Source organism: Gammaproteobacteria bacterium (genome assembly GCA_033720895.1).
GTDB lineage: Bacteria > Pseudomonadota > Gammaproteobacteria > Natronospirales > JAJUFS01 > JAWWBS01.
On record JAWWBS010000029.1, the window covers coordinates 1 to 23,041 of the forward strand.

At 62.5% G+C, this 23,041-nt stretch carries 24 protein-coding genes; 13 read left to right on the forward strand and 11 right to left on the reverse strand.

The genetic code is table 11. The features are described 5' to 3' along the window. Positions 1–238 precede the first annotated feature (238 nt). The 4 genes from def to R3217_05870 all read left to right on the forward strand — a co-directional run bounded on the left by def (position 239) and on the right by R3217_05870 (position 4,004). Positions 239–757, forward strand: coding sequence for a peptide deformylase (def, locus tag R3217_05855; GenBank protein MDX1454966.1), 519 nt, complete (start codon positions 239–241; stop codon positions 755–757). Positions 758–771: 14 nt separating this feature from the next. Beyond that, positions 772–1,704 carry a methionyl-tRNA formyltransferase gene (gene fmt, locus R3217_05860; protein ID MDX1454967.1) on the forward strand — a complete coding sequence of 311 codons (933 nt, stop codon included), beginning with the start codon at positions 772–774 and terminating at the stop codon, positions 1,702–1,704. Continuing rightward, entirely contained in the window at positions 1,704–3,026 is a 1,323-nt protein-coding gene (gene rsmB / locus R3217_05865) for a 16S rRNA (cytosine(967)-C(5))-methyltransferase RsmB (protein ID MDX1454968.1), read from the forward strand. The genes fmt and rsmB overlap by 1 nt, the downstream gene beginning before the upstream one ends. A 117-nt stretch (positions 3,027–3,143) precedes the next feature. Then, positions 3,144–4,004: a transporter substrate-binding domain-containing protein gene (locus tag R3217_05870; GenBank protein MDX1454969.1), complete on the forward strand. Its 861-nt coding sequence runs from the start codon at positions 3,144–3,146 to the stop codon at positions 4,002–4,004. A gap of 28 nt (positions 4,005–4,032) precedes the next feature. Here R3217_05870 and R3217_05875 read toward each other — a convergent pair whose 3' ends face one another. From R3217_05875 to R3217_05890, 4 genes are all read right to left on the reverse strand, one after another. Continuing rightward, on the reverse strand, positions 4,033–5,139 hold the full coding sequence (locus tag R3217_05875; protein MDX1454970.1) for a CapA family protein: 1,107 nt from the start codon (positions 5,137–5,139) through the stop codon (positions 4,033–4,035). Then, entirely contained in the window at positions 5,132–5,737 is a 606-nt protein-coding gene (locus R3217_05880) for an SPOR domain-containing protein (GenBank protein MDX1454971.1), read from the reverse strand. Before R3217_05880 ends, R3217_05875 begins: the two co-directional genes overlap by 8 nt. Before the next feature lie 15 nt (positions 5,738–5,752). Then, positions 5,753–7,441 carry an arginine--tRNA ligase gene (argS, locus tag R3217_05885; protein MDX1454972.1) on the reverse strand — a complete coding sequence of 563 codons (1,689 nt, stop codon included), beginning with the start codon at positions 7,439–7,441 and terminating at the stop codon, positions 5,753–5,755. Between the two features lie 104 nt (positions 7,442–7,545). Continuing rightward, positions 7,546–9,747 carry a primosomal protein N' gene (locus tag R3217_05890; GenBank protein MDX1454973.1) on the reverse strand — a complete coding sequence of 734 codons (2,202 nt, stop codon included), beginning with the start codon at positions 9,745–9,747 and terminating at the stop codon, positions 7,546–7,548. A gap of 306 nt (positions 9,748–10,053) precedes the next feature. Between R3217_05890 and R3217_05895 the strand changes: the two genes are divergently transcribed. Continuing rightward, a complete protein-coding gene (locus R3217_05895; GenBank protein MDX1454974.1) occupies positions 10,054–10,419 on the forward strand; it encodes a hypothetical protein in 366 nt (121 codons plus the stop codon). Positions 10,420–10,487: 68 nt separating this feature from the next. On the opposite strand, the gene R3217_05900 is transcribed toward R3217_05895, so the two are convergent. The 3 genes from R3217_05900 to R3217_05910 are packed head-to-tail and all read right to left on the reverse strand — an operon-like array spanning position 10,488 to position 13,290. After that, entirely contained in the window at positions 10,488–11,882 is a 1,395-nt protein-coding gene (locus R3217_05900; GenBank protein ID MDX1454975.1) for an NAD(P)(+) transhydrogenase (Re/Si-specific) subunit beta, read from the reverse strand. Further along, the gene (locus R3217_05905) at positions 11,879–12,187 is read right to left on the reverse strand and encodes an NAD(P) transhydrogenase subunit alpha (protein MDX1454976.1); all 309 of its coding nucleotides are present in this window, start codon (positions 12,185–12,187) and stop codon (positions 11,879–11,881) included. The genes R3217_05900 and R3217_05905 overlap by 4 nt, the downstream gene beginning before the upstream one ends. Then, positions 12,184–13,290, reverse strand: coding sequence for a Re/Si-specific NAD(P)(+) transhydrogenase subunit alpha (locus R3217_05910; protein MDX1454977.1), 1,107 nt, complete (start codon positions 13,288–13,290; stop codon positions 12,184–12,186). The genes R3217_05905 and R3217_05910 overlap by 4 nt, the downstream gene beginning before the upstream one ends. A 240-nt stretch (positions 13,291–13,530) precedes the next feature. Here R3217_05910 and R3217_05915 point away from each other — a divergent pair, with 240 nt between their 5' ends. After that, entirely contained in the window at positions 13,531–14,094 is a 564-nt protein-coding gene (locus R3217_05915) for an HNH endonuclease (protein MDX1454978.1), read from the forward strand. 78 nt (positions 14,095–14,172) lie between these two features. Here the strand turns inward: R3217_05915 and R3217_05920 are convergent, their stop codons facing one another. Continuing rightward, on the reverse strand, positions 14,173–14,940 hold the full coding sequence (locus tag R3217_05920) for a DUF4412 domain-containing protein (GenBank protein MDX1454979.1): 768 nt from the start codon (positions 14,938–14,940) through the stop codon (positions 14,173–14,175). A 97-nt stretch (positions 14,941–15,037) separates the two neighbouring features. On the opposite strand from R3217_05920, the gene R3217_05925 reads away from it, so the two are divergent. Then, entirely contained in the window at positions 15,038–15,919 is an 882-nt protein-coding gene (locus tag R3217_05925; GenBank protein ID MDX1454980.1) for a 5'-3' exonuclease H3TH domain-containing protein, read from the forward strand. On the opposite strand, the gene R3217_05930 is transcribed toward R3217_05925, so the two are convergent. Together R3217_05930 and hemH are read right to left on the reverse strand one after the other, a co-directional pair. Next, positions 15,916–16,620: a hypothetical protein gene (locus R3217_05930; GenBank protein ID MDX1454981.1), complete on the reverse strand. Its 705-nt coding sequence runs from the start codon at positions 16,618–16,620 to the stop codon at positions 15,916–15,918. The genes R3217_05925 and R3217_05930 overlap by 4 nt on opposite strands. A 4-nt stretch (positions 16,621–16,624) precedes the next feature. Further along, positions 16,625–17,734 carry a ferrochelatase gene (hemH, locus tag R3217_05935; GenBank protein MDX1454982.1) on the reverse strand — a complete coding sequence of 370 codons (1,110 nt, stop codon included), beginning with the start codon at positions 17,732–17,734 and terminating at the stop codon, positions 16,625–16,627. A gap of 148 nt (positions 17,735–17,882) precedes the next feature. On the opposite strand from hemH, the gene R3217_05940 reads away from it, so the two are divergent. The 4 genes from R3217_05940 (at position 17,883) to R3217_05955 (ending at position 20,367) form a co-directional block, all read left to right on the forward strand. Continuing rightward, positions 17,883–18,386, forward strand: a complete 504-nt coding sequence (locus tag R3217_05940) for a BsuPI-related putative proteinase inhibitor (protein MDX1454983.1) — start codon at positions 17,883–17,885, stop codon at positions 18,384–18,386. Positions 18,387–18,449: 63 nt separating this feature from the next. Continuing rightward, complete coding sequence (locus tag R3217_05945; GenBank protein MDX1454984.1) at positions 18,450–19,340, forward strand: peptidylprolyl isomerase; 891 nt, start codon at positions 18,450–18,452, stop codon at positions 19,338–19,340. Positions 19,341–19,375: 35 nt separating this feature from the next. Continuing rightward, entirely contained in the window at positions 19,376–19,888 is a 513-nt protein-coding gene (locus tag R3217_05950; protein MDX1454985.1) for an SRPBCC family protein, read from the forward strand. 92 nt (positions 19,889–19,980) lie between these two features. Next, a complete protein-coding gene (locus R3217_05955; GenBank protein ID MDX1454986.1) occupies positions 19,981–20,367 on the forward strand; it encodes a glutaredoxin domain-containing protein in 387 nt (128 codons plus the stop codon). Positions 20,368–20,450: 83 nt separating this feature from the next. On the opposite strand, the gene R3217_05960 is transcribed toward R3217_05955, so the two are convergent. Further along, entirely contained in the window at positions 20,451–20,954 is a 504-nt protein-coding gene (locus R3217_05960) for a peptidylprolyl isomerase (protein MDX1454987.1), read from the reverse strand. Between the two features lie 214 nt (positions 20,955–21,168). Here R3217_05960 and R3217_05965 point away from each other — a divergent pair, with 214 nt between their 5' ends. Then, on the forward strand, positions 21,169–22,119 hold the full coding sequence (locus R3217_05965; protein MDX1454988.1) for an NADP-dependent oxidoreductase: 951 nt from the start codon (positions 21,169–21,171) through the stop codon (positions 22,117–22,119). 67 nt (positions 22,120–22,186) lie between these two features. After that, positions 22,187–23,041, forward strand: an 855-nt coding sequence (locus tag R3217_05970) for a DUF819 family protein (protein ID MDX1454989.1), incomplete at its 3' end; no start/stop codon positions are given.

A 23,041-nucleotide genomic window follows, 5' to 3' on the forward strand; every position in this document is an offset into this window, starting at 1 on the left:
ACGGGTATAATCCCCATAATTCATGGACTTGCTGGTAGTTTGCCGAACAGCGTTAGGTGACGTTGGCATCATTCTTCTGGCTCTCCGAGGCTGCGGGTCCGGTCAATCTGGCGGGTACCCCTTGTTTCCCTGAGCATGGTCCAGGGCAGGAAAAACGCCCTTGAAAAGACCAATGTTTCTAGTATGAACAAAACTTTAGCAGCAATTTGTAGAAAATACACGAACTGGGTTCAATAACATGGCGAAGCTCGAAATCCTGCATTTTCCCGATCCTCGCTTGCGCGAGGTGGCCAAGCCGGTGGATACGGTTGACGCCGAAATCCGCCAGTTGGCAGACGACATGCTCGAAACCATGTATGCCGCACCCGGGATTGGCCTGGCGGCCATCCAGGTAAACGTCCGCAAGCGCTTGATTGTTGTCGATGTTTCCGATGACAACACTGATCCCCACGTGCTGATCAACCCGGAGATTCTCGAAAAGGACGGCGTGGAAGAAATGCAGGAAGGCTGCCTGTCCGTGCCCGGTGTTTTCGAGACCGTCAAGCGGGCCGACAGCATCAAGGTCCGGTTCCTGGATCGCGAGGGCCAGCAGCAGGAAATGGCAGCCGATGGGCTGCTGGCGGTCTGCATCCAGCACGAGATCGATCACCTGGATGGCAAGCTGTTCGTTGATTACCTGTCCGACCTGAAGCGCAGCCGCATCAAGAAGCGGCTGGAGAAGCAGCAACGCCTCGATAGCACCGCACCGGCGCTCTGAGCGCCCTTTCCCGCATGCGGATCGTCTTTGCCGGTACGCCCGATTTTGCCGTGCCCGCGCTATCGGCGCTGGCCGACGCCGGCCATGAGCTTGTCGCGATCTATACCCAGCCAGACCGCCCCGCCGGCCGTGGCCGCAAGCTGACCCCTTCGCCGGTCAAGCAGCGCGCCCTGGAGCTGGGCCTACCGGTCGAGCAACCTGCGTCGCTGCGCGATGCGGGCGCCGTGAAGACGCTGGCGGAATACCGGCCCGAGGTGATGGTGGTGGTGGCCTACGGCCTCATCCTGCCTGCGGATGTCCTGTCGATTCCTGCCCGCGGCTGCCTCAACATCCACGCGTCCATCTTACCGCGCTGGCGCGGAGCCGCCCCGATCCAACGGGCCATCGAGGCCGGTGATGACGAGACCGGTGTGGCGATCATGCAGATGGACGAAGGCCTGGATACCGGTGCCGTCCTGCTGGAGAAGCGTTGCCTGATCGAGGCGGGAGATACCGGCCAGAGCCTGCACGATCGCTTGAGCACGCTGGGTGCCGACGCCATTGTCGAAGCGCTCGAGCGACTCGACAGTCTCGCGGCCTTGCCGCAAGACGCCGACGGCGTCACTTACGCAAAAAAGCTCGACAAGGCCGAGGCGATCATCGATTGGTCCGAGTCGGCCGAGCAGATTGCGCGCCGCGTGCGCGCCTTCAATTCGTGGCCGGTGGCGCAGACAGCATTTGCCGGCGACACCCTGCGCATCTGGCTCGCCGAAGCCCTTGCCGAAGCGGCCACTGCCGAACCGGGCACGCTCTTGCGCGCCGGCAAGCAGGGCATCGATGTCGCGACCGGCGACGGCGTGCTGCGCATCACCCGGTTGCAGGCGCCGGGCCGCAAGCCAGTAGCGGCTGATGCTTTTGCCAATTCGCACCAGACCGAGCTCGCGGTCGGCCAGAAGGTCTTCGGCTGATGGCCGGCGCACCTCGAGCGGCAGCCGCACGTGGTATTGCACGTGTCATCCAGGGTGGTTCCCTGAATGACTTGTTGCCGGCCATCCTGGCGGGCCATCGTGAACCCGCGGATCGCGCCTTGATCCAGGAGCTGGTGTACGGCTCGCTGAGGTTTGCGCCCCGGATTGAATTCCTGCTGACCGAACTGCTTGATCGACCTGTCCGCAAGCGCGAGCCGCGCGTTCATGCCTTGCTGATGGTCGGCTTGTACCAGTTGCTGTACATGCGGACAGCGGATCATGCGGCGGTCAGCGAAACGGTCGAGGCAGCCCGCTTGATGAAAAAGCCCTGGGCAGCCGGCCTGGTCAATGCCGTCCTGCGCCGCGTGCAGCGGGAGCGCGACGCCCTGGAGGCCAAGGCCGATGCCCATCCGGTGGGCCGATCGGCGCACCCGGCCTGGATGCTGGAGCAATTCCAGCAGGACTGGCCCGACGACTGGGAATCGATTGTCGAAGCCAACAACAGTCGTGCGCCCATGACGCTCCGCGTGAATGCGCAGCGCGGCAGCCGCGATGCCTACCTCGGAAAGCTGGCTGACGCTGGCATTGCGGCCGATGCCCATTCGCTGGCCGTTGACGGGGTCACCCTGGAAACGCCAACCGATGTCAGCAAGTTGCCGGGTTTTGTCACGGGCGAGGTCTCGGTGCAGGATGCCGCCGCCCAGCTGGTGGCGGATGTCGTTCACCCGGAAGCGGGCCAGCGAATTGTCGATGCCTGCGCCGCGCCGGGTGGCAAGACCGGTCACTTGCTGGAGCGCCAGCCGGACCTGGCCACCCTGGTGGCCCTCGATCGCGACCCGGACCGCCTTGACCGTGTCGCCGAGAATCTCGCGCGGCTGGAGCTGTCGGCGACCCTGAAGGCAGCGGATGCAGCGCGCCTTGATGAGTGGTGGCAGTCCGACGTGGCCGAACAGCCTGAGCCTTTCGACGTGGTTCTGCTGGACGCGCCCTGCTCCGGGACCGGCGTGATCCGCCGTCATCCCGACATCAAGCTGCTGCGCCGTCCGAAGGACATTGCCAGCCTGGAATCGCAGCAGGCACGCCTGCTCGACATGCTCTGGCATACCCTCAAGCCGGGCGGTCGCCTGGTCTACACCACCTGCTCGGTGCTGCGGGCCGAAAACGAGCGCCAGGTGGCCAACTTCATCCAGCGCCATGATGCGGCTGTCTCCCTGCCCATTTCCTCGGACTGGGGTCGGCCCGCGGGATTCGGGCGCCAGGTGCTGCCGGGTGAAGCCGGTATGGATGGCTTTTTCTACGCTGTCATTCTGAAAGACTTCTAAGCTCGCTCCCCGAGCCCTGCAGCGACTGGTCAAGACGGCAGTCACCGTCTAGGGTTAGATGGAAAGCAGGAAATAACGAGAGCACCTGCCAGCAAGGTGCCAGATTTGGGAGTCATCATGAACACCACGATAGTGAATCGAATCCTGGTTCTATCCATCGGCCTGTTTGCCCTGTGGGGCTGCGATACAGGCACCAGCACGGCAACTGACAGCGGTCAGGCTGATGCTGCCACGGCGCAGCCGCAGGCAGCGGCGACGCCGTCTCCTTCCGAAGCGCCCGAGGATTGCACCCTGGTCATGGGCTGGGATCCCTGGATGCCCTACCAGTATCGTGCCGCCAACGGCAGCGTGACCGGCCTCGATATCGAAATTGCATCAGCGGCAGCGGCGAGTGCCGGCTGCGCGCTGGAAACGCGCGAGGGCAGCTGGGTCGAGCACCTGCAGGCCCTGGAAAGCGGTGAACTCGATTTTGTCGGCGGTGCCAGCCATACCCCGGCGCGTGAGGAATTCGGCCGATTCACGGAACCGTACCGGACAGAGGAATTCGTGCTTTTCGTCGTGACCGAAGATTCACCGATCAGTGGCGATTCCCTGGCGGCCGTTCTTGAAGGTGGCGCAACCATCGGCACGGTTGCCGGCTTCTACTATGGCGGTGCCGTTGCCGATTTGCAGGCTGCCGGCGATTACAGCGGCCAGTTTACCGAGGCCGAGATTTCCGACCTGAATTTCCAGGCACTGGTGCGGGGTGACATTTCCGCAGTGCTCGAGGATCCCTACGTTGGCGCCGCCCTGTTGCGGGTCGACGGCCTGGCCGACCAGGTCGAGGAGTACCCTGTCGAGATCAGCACCGGTGAAGTCAGCTTCATGTTCAGCAGGAAGGCCGTGGACGATGCGACTTACCAGCGTTTCAGCGAAGCACTGGAACGCATGCGCAGCAGCGGGGCACTGGAGTCGATCCTGGACCGTTACAGGGATTGAAGCCCGGTGACGTGAGAGCCGGCGTGCCCTAGTCGGCGCGCCGCAATTCGCCGTCGGGCGAGATATCGAGATTGCCGCCACTGAAATCGCTGGCCGTGAGTTCGCGCATCAGTTTCGCCGCCGCATGCCCATTGTCGATGAACACGCCATTCGGCCGCCGCTGGATGGCCGACACGATCCTGCCTGATTCAAAGCGCCCATCGGCGGAAAGCGTGACATCCAGGATGGGTGCATAACCCTTCAGACCGGAAACACTGATGCCCCAGTGCGTCGCGAAATTACCGAGGCTGTAGGCGATCAGGCGTTCCTTGTAGAGCTCAAGGCCGCGCGGCACGTGCGGTCCATGGCCGATAACCAGGTCGGCGCCGGCGTCGATGACGGCCCGCGAGAATGCCATCAGGTCACCCCGCTGCTCGCCGTAATAGCTTTCCATGCCCGGTGTGACGTGCAGGGCATCGGCACCTTCCGCACCACCATGGAACGACACGATGACCACGTCGTGGCCAATGGCCAGTCCCTGCACCAGGTAGCTGGCCGACTGGATATCGAGAATCGACCAGGAGCCTATGTTCGGTGCGAATCCGACAACCGCTACACGCAGACCATTGATATCAAGGCTGGCGATATCGCCCTCCCGACCGGTGTGCGCAATGCCTGCTTTCGCGAGCGCCGCCATGCTGGCGGTGCGACCGACTTCGCCAAAATCGCGGGCATGGTTGTTGGCCAGGCTGGCCACGTCGAAGCCGGCCCAGGCCAATGTGTCGGCATAGCGCGCCGGTGACCGGAAGAGATAGCAAAGCGAGGGATTGCTGCATTGCTTGACCGGCTCGCCGCCATCCATCAGGACACCTTCGACATTCACGAACGCCAGGTCGGCGGCGCGCAGCACAGGGGCGACATCGGCCAGCAGGCCGCGACCCTCGTCGGGTGGCAGTCGGTTGCTTGGAAAATCGGAACCCAGCATCACATCGCCCACGGCAGCAATGGTGATGCGTTCGGCCCGCTCTTGCGGCGCGCGAGCAGGAATATCAAGTCCAGCGTCGGCCTCGGGTGCAGGAGCTCGCGTCGTGCCAGGTGTCGCGCAGGCGCCGAGCAGCACCAGCAGTACCAACAGCCCGGGGCGGAGACTATTCACCGACACGGATCACCAACGCTTGCAGGTCGTTCTCGGCGAGCCGGCGCCGTGCGTCATTCAATTCGGGCAGGGTGGCAAACGGCCCGATCCGGACCCGGTGCCAGGTCTGGTCGGCGCCGTCGCTCTGGTCGATGGTGACAGTCTGCACGCTGGACTCCAGGCCGATCAGGGCCAGCTGGCCACGCAAGCGGTCGGCGTCCTGGGTGGTGCGGAACGAGCCGGCCTGCAGCACGTAGGTACCCGGCTGCTCGACTTCATTGACGTTGCCGGACAGGCGCACATCCTTGTCCTGCTCGGGGATCACGACTTCGAAGTTTGGCAGCATGTTGTAGAAGTCGAACGTCGTTTTCGCTTTCTCTGCTGCCGGCGCGGTTTCCTGGCGAACCCGGTCAACCGCATCGGTCAGCGCCTTGCCGACATTGCCGGCGCCCTGGGTGGCAGGCGTATCGACCTTCTTGCTGGCCGGCACACCGACTTGCAGAATCACCGCCGCACCGAAGCCAAGCGCGAAGCCGGCCACCAGTCCGAGTGCGCCGGTCGATACGCGCGAAGCCTCTCGCGAGGGTTGCCTGCCGGCGTTCTTGTAGTCCTTGGCCATGCGTTTGCTCTTTCCTTACATCGACTCTGGCGCGGATACGCCGAGCAGGTCCAGGCCATTGCGGATCACCTGGCGTACCGCCACGGCAAGTGCCATGCGGGCATTGCGTTCGTCCTGGTCATCCACCAGGAACTGCTCGGCGTTGTACCAGGTGTGGAAGGCTGTCGCGAGTTCCGTCAGGTACTGGCTCACCAGGTGCGGCTCCAGGTTGCGGCCGGCACTTTCCACCATCTCCGGGAAGCGCGATACAGCCACGAGAACGGCATCCTGGTGTTCGGAGTCCAACTGGCTCACGCCCTTCAATCCGGCGTCCAGGTCGATTTCGACGCCACGCTCTGCCGCCTGCCTGAGCACCGAGCAGACGCGCGCATGCGCGTACTGAATGTAGTACACCGGGTTTTCGTTCGACTGCTTGCGGGCCAGGTCGATGTCGAAAGTCAGCTGCGATTCCGGTTTGCGGGAAATCAGGAAATAACGCGTCGCATCCTTGCCGACTTCGTCAATCAGGTCGCGAATGGTCACGTAGGACCCGGCGCGCTTGGAAATCTTCACTTCCTCGCCCGAGCGCATCACCGTCACCATCTGGTGCAAGACGTATTCCGGCCAGCCCTGCGGGATGCCGGCATCGAGAGCCTGCAGGCCGGCGCGCACCCGCGCCAGGGTCGAGTGATGATCGGCGCCGTGTTCGTTGATCACGCGCTTGAAGCCACGCTGCCACTTGTCGAGGTGATAGGCGACATCCGGCAGGAAGTAGGTGTAGCCACCTTCCTTCTTGCGCATGACGCGATCCTTGTCGTCGCCGAAGTCGGTGGTACGCAGCCACAGCGCCCCGTCGGCTTCGTAGGCATGACCGTTCTTTTCCAGCTGTTCGACTGTCGCTGCGACCTTGCCATCGGAGTACAGCGAGGATTCCAGGAAAAACACGTCGAACTGCACGCCGAAAGCCTTCAGGTCGAGGTCCTGTTCGTGGCGCAGGTAGGCAACGGCGAAGTGGCGAATCGCATCGAGATCCTCGACATCGCCATTGGCCGTGTACTCGATGTCATCGGCATGCACGCTGTCGCCGCGCTTGAAGGCTTCGGCCACATCGCTGATGTACTGGCCGCGGTAACCGTCTTCCGGCCAGTCGTCGCTTTCCGGCTCGACACCCTTGGCGCGTGCCTGCACGGAGAGAGCCAGGTTGTCGATCTGGTTGCCGGCGTCGTTGTAATAGAACTCGCGAGTCACGTCCCAGCCATTCGCTTCCAGCACGCGTGCCAGGCAATCGCCGACGGCCGCGCCGCGCCCATGGCCGACATGCAGCGGGCCGGTCGGGTTGGCGGAAACGAACTCGATCTGCACTTTCTCGCCTGCACCACCGGCGTTGCGGCCGTACTTCTCTGCCTGCTCGTGCACGGCAGCGATCTCGCGAGCGTAGGCCGTTGGAGAAACGTGGAAATTGATGAAACCGGGTCCGGCAATATCGACCTTGGTGATGGTCGGATCCTCCGGCAGGGCGGCCACGATGGCTTCGGCAATGTCGCGTGGCTTGCGGCGCGCCGGCTTGGCGAGCATCAGCGCGATGTTGCAGGCGAAGTCGCCATGCTTGCGATCCCGGGTGCGCTCGATCTGGAGGTTCAGGTCCTCCCGCGCCTCGTCGGGCAAGAGCTCGCTGTCGAGGTTCCGGATGGCAGTATCGAGTGCGCTGGCGATGGCCGCTTTCAAAGTGCTGTTCCTGTGGTGATCGGTGAGTGGGTGACTGCTGTCGAAGCGCGACAGTTTACCGCGCCGGGCGCCTTGGCAGAAGGGAAGCCGCTGCCTGGAAAGCGTCAGAACAGGTCGGCCGGGTCGACGTCCAGCGACCAGCGGACCTTGCGCGCCTCCGGCAGGCTGTCGAGCAGCGGCGCCAGCTTGTTCAGCATCTCGTGCAGGCCGGCGCGCTGCCTGGCCTGCAGCAGCAATTGCGAGCGATAACGTCCTGCGCGTCGTTCCATCGGGGCAGGCGCCGGCCCGAGGGCCCAGCCGGCATTCCCGTCTTCCAGGATGCCCTTGGCCGCGGCCAGGAAGGCACGCGGCGCACCCGCGCTGGTGGCCTCCGCCCGCAGCAGGGCCATGGCAGTGCAGGGCGGCAGCATTGCTGCCTTGCGTTCGGCCAGGGCCGTTGCTGCAAAAGCGTCATAGCCATGCTTGACCAGCTGCACGAGCAGCGGATGGTCGGGGTGGTGGGTCTGCACCATGACCTGCCCGGGTCGATCGGCGCGGCCGGCCCGGCCCGCCACCTGCACCACCAGCTGGGCCATGCGCTCGGCGGAGCGGAAGTCCAGGCCGAACAATCCCTGGTCGGCATTGAGGATCCCGACCAGCGTCAGGTTCGGGAAGTCATGGCCCTTCGCCAGCATTTGCGTGCCCAGCAGGATGCGGTGCTGGCCGTCGCGAATGGCGGTCAGCTTGCGGTCAAGCTCGCCCTTGCGAGCGGTGGTGTCGCGATCGATACGGATGATGTCTTCGTCGGGGAACAGTTCGGCGAGGGTTTCGGCCAGCCGCTCGGTACCGCGCCCCAATCTCGACAGCGGCTCGTGACTGCAGTCCGGGCAGCGGATCGGTACCGCGGCTTCGGCGCCACAGTGATGGCACTGCAATGCGTTTTTCGCCTGGTGAACCGTCAGCTGGGCGTCGCAACGCCGGCATTCCGCCAGCCAGCCACATTCGTCGCACACCAGGCGTGGCGCATAACCCCGGCGATTCAGGAACAGCATCACCTGGCCGTCATCGGCGAGGTGACGTTTCATGGTGTCGACCAGGGTGTCGGCAAGACCGCCGTTCAATTTCTGGCCGCGGATGTCCAGCAGGTCGATTCGCGGCGGGCTCGCACCGCCGGCCCGCTCTGGCAGCGGGAGTCGCCGGTAGCGGCGCGCCTCGACATTGGCCAGGCTTTCCAGCGACGGGGTGGCCGACCCGAGCAGCACCGGAATGCTGTTGCGCTGGGCGCGCACCACCGCCAGGTCCCTGGCCGAATAGCGAAAGCCTTCCTGCTGCTTGAACGAGGCATCGTGCTCCTCGTCGATGATGATGATGCCGGGCTCGGGCAGCGGCGCGAAAACCGCTGAGCGCGTGCCGATCATCACCCGCGCCTCGCCACTGGCCATCGCCGCCCAGGCAGCCAGCCTTTCGGTGTCGTTGAGGCCGGAATGGCTGACCACGATGGGCGCCTGCAGCCGCCGCCGGAAACGTTCCAGCAATTGTGGCGTCAGGCCGATTTCCGGCACCAGCACGAGTGCCTGCTTGCCGTCACCATTGACGACGGTATCGAGAATGTTGAGGTAGACCTCGGTCTTGCCCGAGCCAGTGACGCCCTCCAGCAGCCAGGCCTGAAAGCTTTCGCGATGACCGAGCACCTGCTTGACGGCATCGGCTTGCGCCTTGCCCAGTGCCGGTGGCGTATCAGCCGGCAGGGGATCGAGGGTCGGGCGGTAGGCTTCGCGCTGCACCAGGCCCTTGTCCTCCAGGCCGGCGATGCCCTGCCGCCAGGCGCCGCCGTCCGCGGCCAGCTCCGCCGGGGTAAGCGCCGTGCCGGCACGTTGCAGCAGGGCCAGCAGCCTGGCCTGGCGCGGCGCCCGGCGCAGCTCGTCGGGATCGCTGCTCGTTCCTGCCTCGGTCAGCACGAAGCGCTCCAGCTCGGCCGCATCGACGGCATCTCCCTTGCGCAGCCGCACGGGCAACAGGGCTTCGAACACCAATCCGGGCGGCGTGTGGTAATAGCCAGCCGCCCAGCGTGCGAGGTAAATCAGTTCATCGGAGAGCAGCGGCGCATCATCCAGGCAGGCCAGCGCCGCCTTGAGTTTCCCGGCCGGCACGTCGGTGGTGGCGCGCGTCTCGACGACCACCCCTATCAGTTCCTGGCGGCCGAAAGGAACGCGCAGGCGGCAGCCTGGTTTGATGTCCGAGATCGGGAACCCTCGAGGCGGAAGGTAGTCGAAGTAACTCAGCAGCGGTGATGGCACGGCCACGCGCAGGTACTTGTCAGCGCTCATGCCGGGCGCACCGCGGAGCTGTCCACAGGATCTGTGGACAGGCCTGTGGATAAGCATTTCACGAGCGTACCGTTGGTCATGAAAACCGGGCCGCTAGTGTCGGCGCTGCTTTTTTGTTCGATTGATTTATTCAATTGAATCAACAAGTTACCTTGAAAACCCCGTTCCTGGGGTGTCGCGACTCAAGCCATTGTCGACTTGCCCGCAACCTTCAGGAATGTTTGAATTCGCGCCCTGAGCCGGCCCTCCCGGGAGCTTGTTCCGGGCATCGGCGCCGACCGCGCCCATCTTACAGGAGTTCATTGCATGAAGATTGCACACCGGTTTTTCCTTGCCGCTCTGCTCGTCTTGCCGTTGTCACTGCACGCGGGCGAAAGCGATGCCGGCAAGAAGGACGAAGAGTCCAGCAGCACCCTGTCATTGGAAGAGCGCATGGAGCAACGCATGAATGCCCAGATCGGCGCGTCTGTCGTCGAGCCTGACCAGGCGCTCGACAGCCGCATCGACCAGAAGCTGGAAAAAGAAGTCGCGGCGCGATCCGCTGAAGAAAACCAGCAGCTGGAAGCCACGGCCGAGCTGGCGACCAATATCGACCAGGACAAGGACGAGAAAAAGGATGCCGACGAGGCTGGCGAGCAAGAGGCTGCTGAAACGGCCAGCAACGCCGACTGAGCACTCAGCGTGCAGTCATGAAAAAAGGCGGCCCGAAGGCCGCCTTTTTTGTGGCCGGGTCCTATTGCCTACAGGTCCTTCAGCTGCTGGATGAGCTGGCCGGCAGTTTCCTGCGCGTCGCCGTATAGCATGCGCGTGTTGTCGCCGTAGAACAGGGCGTTCTCGACGCCCGAGAAACCCGTTCCCTGGCCACGCTTGGAGACGATCACGTTCTTCGCCTGGTCGGCATTCAGGATCGGCATGCCGTAGATCGGGCTTTCCGGGTTGCTGCGCGCCATCGGGTTGACGACGTCGTTCGCACCGATGATCAGCGCCACGTCGGCCTGCTTGAAGTCGTTGTTGATTTCTTCCAGGTCGAAAATCAGGTCGTAAGGCACCCCGGCTTCGGCCAGCAGCACGTTCATGTGCCCCGGCATGCGCCCGGCGACCGGGTGGATGGCAAAGCTCACCTTCACACCGCGATCCATCAGCTTCTGGCAGAACTCCCAGATCTTGTGCTGCGCCTGCGCCACCGCCATGCCGTAACCCGGCACGATGATCACCTTTTCGGCATAGGCCATCATGACCGCCGCATCGGCATCGTCGATCGGCTTCATCGTGCCTTCGATCTCGCCACCCTCGGCCGCGGCATCGCCGAAGCCGGAGAACAGCACGTTCGACAGCGGCCGGTTCATGGACTTGGCCATCAACTGCGTCAGCATGGTGCCGGCCGCGCCGACCACCGTGCCGGCAATGATCATGGCGGCGTTGTTCAGCACGAAGCCTTCGAAGGCGACGGCCAGGCCGGTCAGGGCGTTGTACAGCGAAATCACCACCGGCATGTCGGCACCGCCGATGGGCAAGGTCATCAATATGCCGAACAGCAGCGTCAGGCCGAAGAACAGCACGATCATCTCCGTGCCTTCGATAGGACCGGCGATCAACATGCCACCGAGTACCAGGATGACCAGGAACATCAGGGCATTGACCCACTGCTGGCCGGCGAAGCGCATGGAGCGCTTGATCAGGCCTTGCAGCTTGGCAAAGGCAACCAGGGAGCCTGAGAAGGACACTGCACCAATCAGGCTGCCGATCACGGCCAGGCCGATGAACACGTAGCCATGCGAGGCGGCTTCGCCACCGGCCGACACCTTCAGCAGCTCGACAGCGCCGATTGCCGCAGCCGCACCGCCGCCCATGCCGTTGTAAAGCGCCACCATCTGCGGCATGTCGGTCATGGCGACTTTCTTGCCCGACCACCAGGCCAGCACGAAAGCCAGGCCAATTGCGGCGAGCATCAACCCGAAGTTGCTCATGCCGGGCCATGCAAATGTTGCCAGCGTGGCGACGAGCATGCCGGCGCCCGCCCAGAAAATGCCACCACGTGCCGTCTTCGGCGAGCTCATGCGCTGCAGGCCGGCTATGAACAGGTAGGCGGCCGCAAAGTAGGCGCCCTGGATAAGGAAGTTGACGGAGATGCTCATGCGTCACCTCCTTCTTTCTTCTCGTCCTTCGATGACTTGAACATCTCCAGCATGCGCTCGGTGGCAACGTAACCGCCGACGGCATTGCCGGCAGCCAGGAAGACACCGATGAAGCCGATGACCTTCTCCAGGGTGGTGTCGGCCTGCCCGAGCATGACCATCGCACCGACCAGCACGATGCCATGCACGAAGTTCGAGCCGGACATCAATGGCGTGTGCAGGATGGTCGGCACGCGCCGGATGATCTCGTAGCCAGTAAAGGCCGCGAGCATGAATATGTAGAGTGCTACCCAACCGTCAATCATTTCAGATCCTCCGCGACGATCTCGCCGTCACGTGTCAGTACCGATTTCGCATAGACCTCGTCGTCCCAGTCGATGCTCATGCCGTCTTCGCCGAACCAGGGCATGACGAAGTTGAGCAGGTTGCGGGCGTACATCTCGCTGGCGTGTTCTGCCAGGTCGCTGGGCAGGTTCACCGGGCCGATGACGCGGGCGTCACCATGCGCGACTTCCTCGCCGGCTTTGGTGACCTCGCAGTTGCCACCGGTTTCGGCGGCCATGTCGATGATCACTGCACCAGGTTTCATGCGTTCGACCATGGCAGCCGAGATGATCTTCGGCGCCGGTTTGCCGGGAATGGCTGCTGTCGTGATGACCGCATCGGCAGCAGCTATGTGATCGGCCAGCACTTCGTTCTGTTGCTCCTTTTCCTCGTCGGTGAGCTCGCGAGCGTAGCCACCCTCGCCCTCGGCCTTGATGCCGGTATCGACGAACTTCGCGCCGAGCGATTCGACCTGCTCACGTGTTGCCGAGCGCACGTCGAAGCCTTCCACCATCGCGCCGAGACGCCTGGCGGTGGCAATCGCCTGCAGCCCGGCGACGCCCGCGCCGATCACCAGCACCTTGGCCGGCCGGATGGTGCCGGCGGCCGTGGTCAGCATGGGCAGGAAGCGGTGCAAGGAGGTGGCTGCAATCAGGGCCGCGCGGTAACCGGCGCAGGCTGCCTGCGAGGACAAGGCATCCATGGACTGCGCGCGGGAAATGCGTGGCACCCGCTCCAGTGCAAGGCCGGTGATGCCACCGTCCTTCATGGCGGACACGAGCTCCGGATGCTTGTGGGGATGCATGAAGCTGACCAGCACGGCGCCTTTCTGCATGGCCTTGACCGTTTCCGGCGACGGCGGTTGCACGGCAAAGACGACGTTTGCCTTGCCCAGCAGGGCGCTGCGGTCGGCGCTGGTGCTTACGTCAAATGCCTCGTCCGGAATGCCGGCCGCTTCGCCGGCGCCGGCTTCGAGATGAATGTCGAAGCCGAGATCGGTCAGTTTCTTTACCACGGCCGGGGCCAGGGCCACGCGGTGTTCCCCGTCCTCGGTTTCGCGAAGTATGACGAGTTGCGTACTCATTTATTGTCCTTGGTTGAAGGCGAATTTCAGTGGTGAAGGATTCCTTACACCTTACTTGGCAATCACGACCGAATGCCAGAAGGCGCCCACGGTACGAAAATTGCAGGTAATTTCTGCCAAGTCTACTAAAATCATTACAAGACAGGGTCTTACCACGAAATACTGGATGACGTGTCAACAGCAGGGGAGGCCATCGTGTACGACCTGAGCCAGCAAGTACTCCGCACCGACGTCTCGGGCATGCCGCTCGAATGGATCAACTACCAGGACGCCGTCCGGCTCTATTTTTCCGAACAGGTCGCTTTTTCCTGCGGCACGGATCTCTACCACATCCATGGTGGCCACTGCGCCAAGACCGGCGAGCGTTCGGTCATCACCGTCAATTCGATCATTGCCACTTACGGCGACAACCACATGATCGCCAAGGCGCACGACAAGTACGTGCCACCCTTGAACAACCACACCCTGTTCAAGCGCGATGCAAGCCTGTGCCTGTATTGCGGCAAGCGCTTCATGAACTCGGACCTGTCGCGGGACCACGTCACCCCGATCAGCCAGGGCGGGCTCGACCTCTGGACCAATGTCGTGACGTCCTGCAAGCGCTGCAACAATCACAAGGCTGGCCGCACGCCGGAGCAGGCAAACATGGAATTGCTGGCCGTGCCGTTTACGCCAACCTATGCGGAATACATCTACCTCAAGGGTCGACGCATCCTTGCCGACCAGATGGATTTCCTGCTGGCGCATTTCCCTCGCAGCTCGCCCTTGCACGAGCGGTTGAAAAAGCGCCCGCTGGCAAGCTGAGGCGCGCTCGTTCCACCTGTCATGAAAAAGCCGACCGGCAGCGCCGATCGGCCCGTACACTCGTCTTGCTGCCTGGGCTCAGTCGAAATCGACTTGCTGCTGCCGGTAGCCGGCCGGAATGTCGAACAGTGCGGCAGGCTGGCTGCCTGTTTCGACACGCTTCAGAATGTCCGCTGCATCATCCGAACTGTCACGGGAATAGACCGGCATTCCCCCGACGTCCGGCAGCGAGTAGCTGATGCCGATGCTGTTGCCGAGTTCGGCAGCAAACTGGCTCATGGTGCGGTACATGGCAGCAACGGCGTCGGCATCGGCGGCGCTGATCCCGAGCTCCTCGGTCGGCACGACGCACAGCAGCGTTTCGCCCTGGTTGCCCATCCGGAAGACGACTTCCTCGCAGGTATGGCCGGCAATCTCCCGGGTCTTGCCATTGCGGGTCGCGCTGGTTTCCACCTTGTCGTCGCTGATGCCGAACTGTTTCTTCAGCATCGATTCCATCATGGCGCGCTGTTCGGCCGGCATGCTCTCGAGCTGTGCCTGCATCTGCTTCATGGCATCGGACACCGTATTGCCGAGCTTCTCCATCGCCGCCTTGTCGAGCACCGTGTAGCTTCTCGATTCCGGGTCTACGGTAGTGAGGGTTTCCGTGCCGGAATCGAACAGCACCCAGCCGTCGCCATCCTTGTCATCCATCCTGACCACGCCGTTCTTGATGGTGATGATGCTCATGGTCTTGCCAGTGTCGGACTGGACATATACCAGTCGGGCGTCGGCCATCGCCTGGCCTGCTGCCAGCGAGAGGGTCACCAGCGTGGTCGTCAGTACGGTCTTTGTCATTCTGTTCATGGCTTGCTCCGGGTTCACGTTTCGTGATGGGCGGATCATTTGTAGTTTTGCGCCGCTCTGGCTAACGTAGGCCATCAACTGCAGGGGCGCAAATATCGTGCTGTATCTGGTCGACGCATCCGTTTACATATTCAGGGCCTACTACTCGCTTCCGGATACCTTCACGGACAAGGATGGTCATCCTGCCCAGGCCGTGTACGGCTTCGCCCGCTTCCTGCTGGATTTCATGCGTCGCAAGGAACCCGAGTACCTGGCCTGCGCTTTCGACGAATCGCTGACCACCTCGTTCCGCAACGAACTCTTTCCTGACTACAAGGCCAATCGCGAACTGCCGCCCGAGGAACTGGAGCGGCAGCTCAAGGCCTGCCGCGACGTGGCGGAAGCGCTGGGCATTGCCAGTTTCTCATCCGACCGGTACGAAGCCGATGACCTGATCGGCTCGCTGGCCTTGCAGCACCGTTCGCCCGAGCGACCCATCTGCATCCTGACGCGTGACAAGGATCTCGGCCAGCTGATCGAACCCAACGACACCTGGTGGGACTACGCAGGGGACGTGCGGCTGGACACGGCCGGTGTGGCCGAGAAGATGGGCGTTCTGCCCGCCGTGATTCCCGACCTGCTCGGCCTGATGGGCGACAGCGTCGACAACATTCCCGGCGTGCGTGGCGTGGGCCAGAAAACCGCTGTCGCCTTGCTGCGGCACTTCAAGGATCTCGATGACCTTTATGCCCGCCTGGAAGACGTCGGCAAGCTGAAGTTCCGCGGTGCCAGGTCGCTGGCACCGAAACTGGAAGCCGAAAAGGACAAGGCCTACCTGTCGCGCGAGCTTGCCACCATCAAGTGCGACATCCCGGTATGTGAATCGCTGGAAGTGTTGCGCTGGCAGGGCGCTGATCGCGAACGGATAGAGAACCTGTTCGAGCGCTTCAGCTTCGGCCCGCGGCTGAAGCGCGATGCCGAGAAGCTGGTTGCGAACTAGTCGGAGCGTTCGGCAACGACGCTGAGCTGGATTCGCCCGGGCAGCTTGATGTCCAGCTGGCCCTTGCTGCCTGTCTTGAAGTCCACGTCACGTTGCTCGAGTGCTTCCTGCAATGCCGCCAGGTTCTCGCACTGGAAGAACAGGGTAGGTCGCTTGATCCGGGTTGCCTCGCTGAAGCCGAGGTTCAGCCCGGTGCAGCAGGCCGCAGCCGATTCCGGCAGGGCCTCATCCGTATCCCGTTCTATGAGGCCATAGCGCAGCCAGCTTTCGAGGGCATGTTCCTCGTCCTCCACCGGCAGGCGCAATTCCAGGAAATAGCCCAGCAGGGATTCGCCGATGGTGTTGGTATCGGGCGGCGAAAAAGTGCGTGCTTCGATGAGGCAGACCATCTGTTCGTCGGGCGCGAGAAAGCCAAGCTCATGGAACTGCGTGTCGGCCAGTTTCAGGAACTCGAATTCGGCGCCCGCCTGTTCCAGCGGCTCTACACGGTCACGCAGCTGCGGTGCCACGAAGGTCAGTGAAGGCGAAGGAAACTCGTACTCGTGCACGCCAATGAAGCAGCGGCCATCGGTAACCACGCCATAGGCGTGGGTCCAGCTGTCATTGGTGCGAATCTGCGTGAATCCCATGCGCTCGAACAGCTGCAAGGTTGGCAGCACCTCATCGGCATGAATGCTGATTTCCAGGAATTGTCCCAGCATGGTGTTACTGGTCGGCGCCCAGTCGTTTCGCCAGTACCTGGGCGCGTTCGGCATCGGCCAGCGTCCGGTGCTTGGACCAGCCATGGCCCACTTCTGGCCAGCCATGCATGTTTTCCTCGCACAGGGTGGTCAGGAAACGGATGTGGTCTTCGCGGCTGTTCAGGCAGGGAACGTAGCGCAGCGCGGCGCCACCGTTTTCCGTGAAAATCTCCGCATTCTGCATGGCGATTTCTTCCAGTGTTTCCAGGCAGTCTGCGGAGAAGCCGGGACAGATCACGTCCAGTGTCCCCACGCCATCTTTCGCCAGCTGCTCGACCGTTTCATCGGTGTAAGGTCGCAGCCATTCCTCGCGACCGACCCGGGACTGGAAGCTCACCACGTATTCATCGGCTTCCAGTCCCAGTGCCTCCGCCAGCAAGCGAGCCGTCTTGTGGCATTCACAGTGGTAGGGATCGCCGGACGTCAGGTAGCGGGCCGGCAGGCCATGGAAGGAAAGCATCAGCTTTTCCCCGCGACCGTTCTTCTCCCAGTGTTCGCGGACACTGTCGGCCAGTGCGCGGATGTACTCCGGTCGGTCGTGGTAATGCGTCAGGAAGCGAAGCTCGGGCAGCCAGCGAGTCTGCTGCAGGCAGCTGGCCAATTCGTCGAAAACCGATCCGGTGGTGGTTGCCGAGTACTGCGGATAAAGGGGCAGGACGAACAGGCGTTGCACATTGTTGTCTTCCAGTTCCTTCAGGGCGCTGGCGATCGATGGCTTGCCGTAACGCATGCCGAGCGCGACCGACACCGGTCCGCTGCAGCGCGCTCCCAGCTGGCTGCGAATGCCGTCGGCCTGCTTTTGCGATTCGATCAGCAGAGGCGAGCCCTGTTCGGTCCAGACCTGGCGATAGGCAGCGGCAGAGCGCGATGGCCGGACAAGCAGGATGATCTGCAAGATGCACCACCAGAGCAGGCGAGGTATTTCGATGACCCGCGGATCCCAGAGAAACTCCCGCAGGTAACGTCGCACGGCCGAGGTTGTCGGCGCATCCGGCGTGCCAAGATTGACCAGCAGCACCCCGCTGCGGGGAATGCTGTCATGGCGATAGTCGGGGCGGCCTCTGTAGGCGGTCATTGCGATTCCTCATGGCGGGCTCGGGTTGGTGCCGCCCCATTCTATCCAAACCGGACAGCATTCGGCGAACCGGTGACCACGGTACTTGAATCGCTGACTGCCGAGGAATAAGTTTTCCTGCCAGACCAGGGCAATCAAGGAGGCGCGCATGTTCAGAAGAATGGTTTTCCTGCCCGTCGTGTTGCTGACGATGCCCTTCCTTGCCAGTTGCGGGGAGGAAGAGGACTCGTTGGCCATGCTGTCTGTCGAATTTGCAGTCGAGGACCAGTTCGGTGTCGAGGAGGCCAGCTTTGTCAAAGGCGATACTGCAAACCTCGTGTTCACCCTCCGCAACAAGGGCAGCAGTTCCATCACCGTCTATTACACGCCGCCAATGGAGAATGCGATAGCGCGTCGGGTCGCGGATGACAGCATCGTGTGGGACTACAATTACGGCAAGTTCTTCATCCAGGCCTTCGTCTCCTTCGAAATTCCTGCCGGCAGCGAAGAGCGCGTCGTCATTCCCTGGGATTTCTCGGCGACGCCAGAACTTGCAGATGATGTTCCCGCTGGCCTCTATGATATCGAGCCGGATTTCAGCGTGCAGGACAAGGGTGGTAGCAGTTTCGTGACGCTGGATGCCGATGATGCCGTGCGCGTCAGCTTGCAATGAGGCGCCGGTCCGGCTGATGCACTACGCTTGGGGCATCGCCAGTTTCCAGACCGGGGCCTTATCGTGAATGTCTTTTCATCCCGTTTGACGTGGCTGTTGCCCGTGCTGCTGGCAGTCGCTGGTTGCACGGTGCATGCCGCGCAGGAGCGCGACAGCGAGCCGGCAAGGTACCTGCGCATGTGGACAGCAGCGGGCGATCTGTATTTCGAGCTGCATGAACGGCAGGCACCACTCACCACGCGAAATTTTCTCCGCTATGTCGACGAGGATGCGTTCGACGGCGGCAGTTTCTACCGCACGGTGCGTGACGACAATCAACCGGATAACAAGGTGTTGATCGATGTCATCCAGGGCGGCCCGCAGGAGGGCTTCACCGAACACGACCCGATCGCCCTGGAGCGCACCCGCGACACCGGTCTTGGACACCGCGCTGGCTGCCTGTCCATGGCGCGCGCCGCGCCGGGTACTGCCACAGCGCATTTCTTCATCTGCATCGAAGACGAGCCGGAACTCGATTTCGGCGGCGCCCGGAATCCCGATGGCCAGGGCTTTGCGGTTTTCGGCCAGCTGGTCAGCGGCATGGATGTTGCCAAGGCGATTCACTCGGCACCCGCGCAGGCGCAGGCCTTGCAGCCGCCGATCGCCATTCATTCGATTCGCGAGGTGGCGCCCATCGAGGTTCTGGCGGCGCAGCTGGCGGCCAGGCCACATGAACCCGACTTCATCGGTGGCTTGATGCCTGGCGACAGCCGCGAGCGGGTGATCAGCGTGCTGGGGCTGCCGGCAAGGCGCGAAGCCCTTGCCGGGCGTCGAGCGATAGAAGCACTGGGCCTGGCAGCTGGCGACTCGGATCTGGTCTATGCGATCCGGACGGGCGCTGGCGATCTGCAGCCGGTTTGGCTCCAAATCGAGAACGGTGCACTGTTACAAATCAAGATGCCGCAGGCAGAATAGATTCGTTCATTCACTCCATTTCCACGGGGAAGCAAATGAAGGGTCGGCTGACGTTTACTGAAAGTATTGATATTCGCGTGCCGCGCGCCGCCGTGTGGGCTTACTTCGACGAGCCCAGGAATCTCTACAAGTGGCAGCCTTCGTTGCGTGACCGCGAGCATGTTGCCGGCAATCCGGGTCGGCCCGGTGCAGTAGCGAAGCTGGTTTACGACGAAGGCGGACGCAAGCTGGAGCTGACCGAGACGATCACTCTTCGTGTCGAGCCGGATGCACTTGCAGCCAGCTACGACAGCGGGATGGCAATGAATCGGATGCACAACCGGTTTGTCGCACTCGGCGACGAGGCGACCCGCTGGGAGCTGCAGGCAGCCTTCGAGTTTCGCGGCTTTCCCTGGCAGTACATTGCGTTTCTCTTCAAGGGCCGCATTGCGAAACGCCTGCGTGATGACATGGAGCACTTCAAGGAATTCGTCGAAAGCTCGGAGGGCGTACCCCCCGAGGCCAGCTCTGCCGAGGAAGAGGCAAACAGCCCGGAGCAGGGCGAGTAAGGTCACTGTCTCTCGTCAACCGACCGTCAGCCGGGCAAGCCGGCTTTCGTTGCCACTGAAATAAAGCCCCTCCCTCGCGTATCCTTGTCTGCATGAAACGAAAGCAGCTGGAAGCATTCATTCGCAAGCACGGGCTCACCGTGATCCTGGTGTCGTTCGTGATCTGGCTCTGGACCATGGGACCCGGTTTCGACAACGTTCGCGGCGAGCTGGCTCCGGACAATCGCGTTGTCGTCTACACGCAGACCACCTGTCCGCCTTGCTGGCGACTGAAGCTGCGACTCGCGGCAGCGGGCGTACCCTACCGCGAAGCAGTGCTCGACAAGAGCGATGCCGCCATGCGTGAATTCGAGGATCTCATCCGGGTGGCGAAGGTGCAGGGCGGCGTTGGCACGCCTACCGTGCTGGTCAACAACACTCTGTTGCTGAACAACCCGGACTTTGCCGACATTCTCGATCAGCTCGATTACCGTGACTGACGCATTCGCTACGTCCACAAAAAAGCCCCGCAGTGCGGGGCTTTTTCGTGTACGACGTGCCGGCAGTCGCCGACACGAAATCATCACTCTTCTTCGCCGTGACCTTCTTCGTGAGCACCGCCAGCGCCGTGGGCATGGCCGTGTTCCTTTTCTTCGTCGGTCGCGTCGCGCACTTCCTTGATCTCGACATCGAAGTGCAGCTTTTCGCCGGCCAGCGGGTGGTTGCCATCAATCTTGATGCTCTCTTCACCTGCTTCAAGCACGGTGACGAGGATCGGTCCGGCCGGACCCTGGGCATGAAACTGCATGCCGGGCTGGATGTCATCCACGCCCTGGAAGGCTTCACGCGGGACTTCCTGGATCAGCTGCTCCTGGCGCTCGCCGTAGCCTTCGCTCGGCTCGACACTGACGTTCAGGGAATCGCCTGCTGCCTTGCCTTCGAGCGCTTTCTCGAGACCGGGGATGATGTTGCTGGCGCCGTGGAGATAAGCCAGCGGCTCGCGACCTTCAGAGGTGTCCAGCACGTCGCCGGCATCGTTCTTCAAGGTGTAATGGATGTGAACCACCTTGTCGGAGGAAATCTGCATGGATTGAACCTTTTGAATCGGGAAATGAGCCGCGCAGGGTAACAATGTGAGCAAGAAACGTCCAATCCAGCCGGTCTTTTCGGCTGTATTGGCCACCACTCGGGGCTGTTTGGCCCATTTATCCGCCAATCGACGACGTCGGAGCGCCTTTCGGTGGCGATCCGGGCGTTCTGGGCTACGTTTACAGGGAGCCCGAACGACAAGAAGAAAATCAATGAAAGCTGTCGTGGTCAACGAATTCGGTGGTCCGGAGGTCCTCAGCCTCGAAAAGCGCAACAAGCCTCGCTGCAAGAAAGATGAAATACAGGTCGAAGTGAAGGCTGTCGGGCTGAACCAGCTCGACCGCCGCATGCGCGAGGGTACAGCGGGCGATTCATTTGCCGCCGAGCCGCCCTTCGTCCCGGGCTGGGACTTTGCCGGGGTGGTCAGCAATGTCGGCAAGGATGTCAGCCGCTTCAAGAAGGGGCAGAAGGTGTTCGGCATGCGCCAGCCGAAGGATTTCAAGCTGGGCACCTATTCCGAGTTCATCACGGTCAGGGAATCGCAGGCGGCCCACAAGCCGGTAAACCTGTCCTTTGCCGCAGCCGCCTCCATTCCGACACCGGCACTGGCTGCCTGGCAGGCCGTGCGCGAGCGTTCCCACGCTGGCGGTGGCATGCGGGTACTGGTGCATGGCTGCACAGGTGGTGTCGGTGCCTTCGCGGTGCAGTTCGCACACCTTGCGGGGGCCTGGGTGATCGGCACGACGTCGGACGCGAATGCCGATGCGGCCCTGGACCTGGGTGCCGACGAGGTCATTGATTACCAGTCGCAGGAATTCGACCAGGTGCTGGCGGTCCGCTACCCGCAGGGCATAGATGTCGTGGTCGACACCATCGGCGGTCAGGTCCTGGCCCGCAGCCTGCCTTTGCTGAAGGCCTCTGGCCAGGCGGTGACACTGGCCGACCCGGGCGCCGCCGCGATGTCAGAGGAAGGCGCGCACCAGCCGGTCTATTTTCGAGTGGAGTCGGATGGCAGCCAGCTCGAGCGCGTGGCTGCGCTGTTCGACGAAAACCTGCTGACCACGACGATTGCAGCCACGTTCTCGCTGGAAGACGTCCGGCTGGCGCATGAAATGCTCGACTCGCAACCGGGGCGAGGCCGCATTGTCCTGACACTGGACTGACGCTTTTCCTTGAAGTCGCGAAAGCCATCTGGGTAGGATTCCAGCAAATCCAACCGCGGAATCCCCGATGACCCCCGAAAACTCGTACCTGATTACCAGCGACGCTGTCGTGTTCGGCTTGCTGGCAGCCACGCTCGGCGCGATCTTCTGGACCACCCAGCGACACACGCATTTCTGGCGCCGTTTCTATACGTTCATCCCGGCGCTGTTCCTGTGCTACTTCATTCCGTCGCTGTACAGCACCTTCGGCATCATCGATCCGCACGATAACGATCTTTATTACATTGCTTCACGCTACATGCTGCCGGCATCGCTGATCCTGCTGACGCTGTCGATCGACCTGAAAGCCATCGCCCGACTGGGCAACAAGGCCGTGATCATGTTCCTGACCGGCACGCTGGGCATCGTGATCGGCGGGCCGCTGGCGATCCTCCTGTTCAGTGTCGTGAATCCCGAGGTCGTCGGTGGGGCCGGCCCCGATGCCGTGTGGCGTGGCATGACAACGATTGCCGGTTCCTGGATCGGTGGCGGTGCCAACCAGGCAGCAATGAAGGAAGTCTTTGAAGTGGGTGGACCCCTGTTCTCGACCATGGTGGCTGTCGACATCGTTGTCGCCAACATCTGGATGGCCGTGCTCCTCTACATGGCGGCACGTGCGAAACAACTGGACGAACGCATGGGTGCCGATACCACGGCGATCGAGGCGCTGCGCCACAAGGTCGAGAAGTTCGAGCGCGAGCATTCCCGCAATCCCAGCCTTCCGGACCTGATGTACCTGCTCGGCATTGCCTTTGGCCTGACCGGCATCTCGCATGCCATTGCCAATGTCATGGGGCCATGGATCGGCGCCAACTTCCCGACCCTGACCCGCTTCAGCCTGGATTCGACCTTCCTGTGGCTGATCGTGATGGCGACCAGCTTC